The sequence below is a fragment of the Cupriavidus sp. GW821-FHT07C08 genome, assembly GCF_059419025.1.
Map to the genome: position 1 here is coordinate 23,344 of NZ_JBWKQZ010000053.1, position 6,271 is coordinate 29,614.

Consider the following 6,271-nt stretch of genomic DNA (forward strand, 5'->3'; position numbering starts at 1 on the left):
GCAGCTAGTTGATAAAGCATTGGCATGACTCCATCGCGGGCGGAATGGTCAGCCCGAGTTGCTTGAACTTTGTGGTATTGATGGTGGAAACGTAGTCGTTGGGCGAGGGCGTCAGCACAGGAAGCGAGGCCGGTGCCGCACCCTTGAGCACGCGCGTTGCCAGTGTTGCGGCATTGACGCCAATGGAGCGGAGTGAAACGGCATAGTTCGCTGCCGCGATACCGCTCTTCACAAACTCTGTTTCCGAGCTCAGGATCGGCACTTTCAGCCGGTTCGTCACAGACGCCACCGCCGGCATTGCTGACTGCACCAGATTTGATCCGGTCGCGTACATAAAACCGGTACCGCGTAACAGCTCCGCTCGCTGAGGAATATCAGCGGCTGTATCGACGCTGATTGCCTTGAATGTCAGCCCTGCCCGCCTGGACGCCTCCTCGAGTTTGCGGGTGGTGGTCACGTCATTCGCTTCGCCAGGGTTGTACAGGGTGCCAAATGACTTGGCATTCGGAAAAAGCTTCTTGGCGAAGACCAGGACCGCGTCAAAATCCTGCATATCCGACGCACCGACAAAGCGACTGCTGCCATGATCCCACCCCTCGACCAATCCCGCGGCAACCGGGTCGGTCACCATGGCGAACACCATGGGCACCTTACGGTCGGCCACGCCAGATAGCGCCGTCTGCGAGACCGACGTAGTCAGCGCCAGAATTAGGGCAGGCTTCCTCGACGCAATCTGCGTGAGCATCTGGGGCATCAAGGCTTGCGTGAAGTTTGCGTCCCCATAGACATAAGTGGTGTTTTTGCCTTCCACGTAGCCACTGCGCGCCATTTCCTCCTTGAAGCCGGCAATGGTTTGCGAGATGGATGGGTGTGGGCCAAGGTTGGCAATTCCGATCACGGTTTCCGCATGGACAGCGGGAACGATACCCAGCACGGCACCAACAACGGAGACGCAGGATAAGGTATGCAGCAGGAATCTCTTGTGACGTAGCATGGGTATCCTAAGGCATGGAAAGGACATCGGATCTGTATGAACAAGGCGTGCAACGCCATGCCAACCAGGAACTTTTTAGCACCGATTCCGCCTGGTTTCCCCCGCCCCGGCGGACAACTTCCGATCAACTTAATGTTTCAGTCGTTTCGCCTCAATTTTCCCGCACCGAACGCCTGCGGTGCCGGCCAGAGTAAGGGAAAATGCTGACCTCAACCTCGGCTACGCACGCTGTCCATGCTCCCAATTGTGGCAATCGAATACCGATTGCTAGGAATTCCGCTCTGAGCCGTCTGATCCGCTTGTCCACACCCTTGCCCTGACCTAGGCTGCGCTGGCCTCGTGCTGCCCGTGTTGTCAAGCCCGGCTCCATAGCGCCGGCACCGGACCGCTACTTGGCGCAAAAAAGGGAGAGTCAATGCTGTCGAAGCGGGGAAAAAGCACCAGCAAAGTGCATAGGGTATGGCCAGCCGCGTTAGCTGCCACCTTTCTGATCGGATGCGCGGACAGCGCGCTCGCTCAGAGCGGCGTCACGCTCTATGGCTTCATCTATAGCGGTCTGCGCTATGTCAACAACACCGGTGGCCATAGCGTGACGGGGTTGGCAACCGGCCCATCCCGATGGGGCCTGAGAGGCCAGGAAGACCTTGGGGGAGGACTGCGCGGCCTGTTCACGCTTGAGAGCGGCTTCGACATGAGCACGGGCAACTCCCGGCAAGGCGGCAGGCTATTTGGCCGCCAGGCCTATGTCGGCCTGTCTGACAGTTCGGCAGGCACCGTGACGTTGGGACGGCAGTACGATCTGGTAGCGGAGTGGATCGCGCCGTTCACCCCTCCTGGCAAGTGGAATGGCTACATGGCGCACGTCGGCGACAATGACAACACCAACTGGCAGTTCCGCATCAACAATGCGGTCAAGTATGTGACGCCAAACTTCGGCGGCTTCCAGGCCGGCGCCATGTATGGTTTTGGCGAAGTTGCAGGCGACAGCCACCGCAATTCGACCATGAGCTTTGGCGTTACGTACGCCGGCGGGCGTTTTCGCGCCGCCGCGGCTTACTTGCACATCGATAATCCTGCAAGTGCAGTCCCGGAGGGCAACTGGAATACCATCCTTTTCCCGGCCGTTTCAGCCACGTCGCCACTGCAGCCGAATCGCATCGCCCCGTCGAGCATGTCGGTTGCCGCGCTTGCAGGCCAGTACGATCTCGACAAACTCAAGCTCGCCGTGTCATTTACCCAGAGCCGCTACAAGGACGTGGGCGATGCCGCGGACGGGCTTACCAACGGTGATGTGCGCTTCAACAATATCGACGTCAATGGCTCCTACAGCGTCACGCCCGCCTGGCAGCTCGGCCTGGGGTACACGTACACAGCCGGGAAGGTGCAACCGACCGGATTCACGCCGAAATATCACCAGGTCAATGCGGTAAGCAATTATTTCCTCTCCAAGCGAACCATTCTCCAGGCCGCCGTTGCGTACCAACGCGCAGCGGGGGACGCACAGAACGCCTACTTGCTGTTCGGCAGCAGCGGCGCGTCCAGCACAAGCGGGCAGCTCATGTTGCTTGCGGGTATTTTCCACGTCTTCTAACCGGGCCCAAGGCATCGCGGCACGGCGGGGAGATGGCCCCCGCCTTGCCGCAGCCTCGCCCAACCTGTTGCACTATTTGTGATGAATCATGAATCCATGCCGGCCCGCTCAGGGGCCGCTGTTCTTGCCGACCTGATCCGAGAGTATGGGCACCGGCATGTCTTCCAGATCCCTGGCGAGGGCATCCTCGAGCCACTGGATGCCCTCGCTACCCGCCATCCCGAAATCAGCCTCGTCACCTTCCGCCACGAGGCAGGCATGACCTACGCCGCGCAGGCCTACGCGCGGCTTGGCGACCGGCCTTCCATCTGCATGGCGGGTCGCGCTCCGGGCGCCCTGAACACAGCCCTGGCGCTGCATACTGCCGATACGGATAGTGCGGCGATGATTCTTGTCGTCGGGCAGCCGGCAGCCGCAGAGGCTGAGCGCGACCCGATGTCAGGATTTGATTTGCAGCAGGCGTTGCGCCCGCTCGTCAAGGACGTCATCACCGTCACCACCGCCACGAGACTGCAGGAAGGGATGATGCGCGCATGGTGCAAGGCCAGCAGCGGCCGGCCCGGGCCGGTGGTCCTGGTTGTCACCGAAAATGTGTGGCGCGAGGATGCCACCTGCGCTCCGCTGCCTGCGCCCTCCATACCAGAGCCCGGTCCGGCGCCAGAGCAAGCCGGTGCGGTTGCGGGCCTGCTCCGCGAAGCCCGTCGCTCACTAGTGCTGGTAGGCGGCAGTGGCTGGAATGACGCGGCGCGACTACGCCTGCATGCCTTGGCACAGACCCATAACTGGCCAGTCGCCGCTGGCTATCGACGAGCAGATCTGTTCGACAACGACGACCCACACTATGCGGGCGAACTCGGCATCGGTCTCAATCCGCTGCTGGCAGAGCGGATAGCGCAAGCCGACCTGATACTCGCCATCAACATTCGCCTCGGCGAGATCAATACGTTCGGGACCGGTGGCTTCGGTGGATTCCGTCTGCTCGATGCCCCGCGGCCGGCCCAGCGCCTGGTTCATGTGCATTCCAGCGCCGACGAACTCAATCGCGTTTATCGCGCAGACGTGGCGATCCAAGCTGCTCCAGCGCCCTTTCTTGAGGCGCTCTCAACAGCCCTTTCTGCGACTTCTTCGTCTTCCCCTGATTCCGACTGGCCAGAGGGCTTTCGCATCGCGCGCGAGGCGTTCATCGGGAAGGGTGACTGTCCAGGAGCTGTCGACCTGCGAAAAGTCTTTATGGCGCTGCGAGAGCGCCTCCCTGACAACACAGTCTTTACCGCTGGCGCGGGTGCCTACGCTATCTGGCTACATCGCTATCTTGCATTCCGCCAGCCCGGCACCATGCTTGGCCCCAAGAGCGGTGCCATGGGATACGGATTGCCGGCCGCCATTGGCGCAGCGATGGCGCGGCCGGATCGGCTGGTTGTGGCCGTGGCCGGCGATGGCTGCCTGCTCATGCATGGTGAAGAACTGGCGACGGCAGTCCAGCAAAATCTGCGCATCATCATCATCGTTATCAATAACCAGGGATATGGCGCCATCCGAAGTGCCCAGATCCGGCAGTTCGGGCGTGCTGTCGGCACCGCGTTGCGAAACCCGGATTTCGTAGCCTATGCAAGAGCCTTCGGCGCCCTCGCAGAGCGCGTTCAGACGACCGCGGAATTCCTGCCGGCTCTGAAGCGAGTACTGAATGGAACCGGGCCGGCGCTGATCGAGATTGCCGTACCCGACACCGTAGCGAAGCCCGAATGAACCAACCTATCTCCATCGTCATCGTTGGTGCCGGTATTTCCGGACTCACCGCAGCTTACCGGCTCACGGCTGCCGGCTTCACCGTCCAGGTTCTGGAAAGCCAATCGGCCGTGGGCGGGCGAATGGCACAACGGCGCGAGGGTCCCATTTCATACAATACCGGTGCGCGCCTGATTTACCCGTTTGGCCAGGCGTTTCATTCCTTGCTCGCCGAATTGGATCTGACGCGTGCGCTTGTACCGCTACGCAAGCTCGGCGCAAACGCCGCAATCGGCGGCGATCGTTACCGTGTCGAGCTGATGCCTGGCCCGCGCACCCTCATGACGCCCGGGCTGGATTGGCGCAGCCGGATACGCATGGTCGCGGCGGGAGTAGGTCTCGCGCGCCTGCGTTCGCGTACCGATCCAGACGCTGCGGCCTCATACCTGGAAGGCGACACCGAAACGCTGGCGGATTACATCAGCCGAACCACCACACCTGCCGTACTGAAGCAACTCATCGAACCCATCTTCCGCGGAACGCGTAGCTGGAATCCGGAGGATATTTCGGCGGCATTCTACGTCAGTACCATGCCGCATCTGCTCGGCAAGGACACCGTCTACACCCTGGCAGAAGGTATGGGGCAGGTGACTCAGGAACTGGGCCGTCGGGTGCCAGTTCTTTGCGACGCAAAGGCCTATGCCATCGAACGACACGCCGAGGGCCAATGCATCGTACGTTATCGGCGCCTCGGACAAGAACATGAGCTGCGCGCGAATGTTGTCGTCTGCGCCACGGAGGGCGCGCAAGCCGGCAAGCTTATCGTCGATCCTCTCGACGCGGAGCGCTCGATGCTCGATGCAGTGCGATATAACAAGCTGGGTGTCGTTCACTACGCGCTGGAAGGGGATATTCCTGCCGAGCTGGAGTTCTCAGGCCGTCAGTCAACGACTCGCATTGCGACCTGGCAGCAGTTGCCGGCGGCACCGATCGCAGGACGTTCGCACGCGCAACTCTACTGTCAGCTGACACCCGAGGCAGCCGAAGAAGTGGATCGCCTCGGCCTGGCCGATTCGATCGACACCCTTATCCGGTCGGAAGTCAGGCAGCGCATTCCCCGCTTCGATAGTCGAGTGCACACTATTGTCAACCAGTGGATTCCGTACAAGCTGCCGATCTTCTACCCTGGCTATTGCCGGAAGGTGGCCGGCTTTCTCACCTGGCAGTCTGCCGCCAAACGAACCGTCTACTACTGCGGGGATTACCTGTCCCAAGCGCTCCTGACCGGAGCTTGTGCAAGCGGCGACTCAATTGCAAAAGCAATCTTGGCTCACTATGGTTAGCCCACGGTCTGCCAAGTTTTCTATTGCATTCTGCTGAACCTATTGAAAGGAGTTTCAATCGAGTCCCGTGCCAGACCATCACGCTGCATGACAGTTGGCTCAAGGCGCAGGCGAGCAAGTAGGTAACTTGCGGGCATCGCCCCTTGACTGGCGAGGCACGCAAATGGCGCTACGCCCGCCGTCGATGTTATCTCGCCGTAGCGAAAGAACTCCTCATTCGCGCCGTCGAGCGGCTGCACATCGATGAGCGCGAGCTCCGCGCGCGTCAGCCGGGCATGCTTGCCGGCGTCGTGCCCGGGCTGCAGCTTCAGAATCGCCAGAACGATACGCAAGACGCTTTCCAGCGTAAGCGGAAACGCCTGTTGAGGATCAAGGATAGCGCAACCGGTGATCACTATGTGCGACTAATCACACGGCGCCAAGAATCTGATTCCTATGCGAATTTCGTGCGCAAGTACACTTTTCGACCGTTGCTGAAAGGCAACGCCAAGGGCATGGCTTCTCAACATTCTTAAGACTACGCGGATCTGGCCAAAATCGCCTAAGGCAATGCTGATTAAGTCCTCCGATTCGTGAGGAGAAGCGTTATTTGAAGAATCACGAGCGCAGAAAGAGATG

The 6,271-nt window shown here is 60.4% G+C and carries 5 protein-coding genes; 4 read left to right on the plus strand and 1 reads right to left on the minus strand.

Annotation, left to right across the window (positions count from 1 at the left end):
- Nucleotides 1-4: 4 nt before the first annotated feature.
- The gene (locus AC07UK_RS37530; RefSeq protein WP_494688161.1) at nt 5-994 is read right to left on the minus strand and encodes an ABC transporter substrate-binding protein; all 990 of its coding nucleotides are present in this window, start codon (nt 992-994) and stop codon (nt 5-7) included.
- Nucleotides 995-1,409: 415 nt separating this feature from the next.
- Here AC07UK_RS37530 and AC07UK_RS37535 point away from each other — a divergent pair, with 415 nt between their 5' ends.
- The 4 genes from AC07UK_RS37535 (at nt 1,410) to AC07UK_RS37550 (ending at nt 6,168) form a co-directional block, all read left to right on the plus strand.
- Complete coding sequence (locus AC07UK_RS37535) at nt 1,410-2,585, plus strand: porin (RefSeq protein ID WP_494688160.1); 1,176 nt, start codon at nt 1,410-1,412, stop codon at nt 2,583-2,585.
- A gap of 81 nt (nt 2,586-2,666) precedes the next feature.
- Nucleotides 2,667-4,331: a thiamine pyrophosphate-dependent enzyme gene (locus AC07UK_RS37540; RefSeq protein ID WP_494688159.1), complete on the plus strand. Its 1,665-nt coding sequence runs from the start codon at nt 2,667-2,669 to the stop codon at nt 4,329-4,331.
- A complete protein-coding gene (locus tag AC07UK_RS37545) occupies nt 4,328-5,653 on the plus strand; it encodes a protoporphyrinogen/coproporphyrinogen oxidase (protein ID WP_494688158.1) in 1,326 nt (441 codons plus the stop codon). Before AC07UK_RS37540 ends, AC07UK_RS37545 begins: the two co-directional genes overlap by 4 nt.
- A 143-nt stretch (nt 5,654-5,796) precedes the next feature.
- Nucleotides 5,797-6,168 (plus strand): hypothetical protein, encoded by a 372-nt coding sequence (locus AC07UK_RS37550; protein ID WP_494688157.1) that lies wholly within the window; start codon nt 5,797-5,799, stop codon nt 6,166-6,168.
- The last annotated feature ends 103 nt before the right edge of the window (nt 6,169-6,271 follow it).

Excerpts from the sequence above, each read along its gene's own strand:
- AC07UK_RS37545 (WP_494688158.1), top strand. The coding sequence starts at position 4,328 with ATGAACCAACCTATCTCCATCGTCATCGTTGGTGCCGGTATTTCCGGA.
- AC07UK_RS37540 (WP_494688159.1), top strand. The coding sequence starts at position 2,667 with ATGAATCATGAATCCATGCCGGCCCGCTCAGGGGCCGCTGTTCTTGCC.
- AC07UK_RS37535 (WP_494688160.1), top strand. The coding sequence starts at position 1,410 with ATGCTGTCGAAGCGGGGAAAAAGCACCAGCAAAGTGCATAGGGTATGG.
- AC07UK_RS37530 (WP_494688161.1), bottom strand. The coding sequence starts at position 994 with ATGCTACGTCACAAGAGATTCCTGCTGCATACCTTATCCTGCGTCTCC.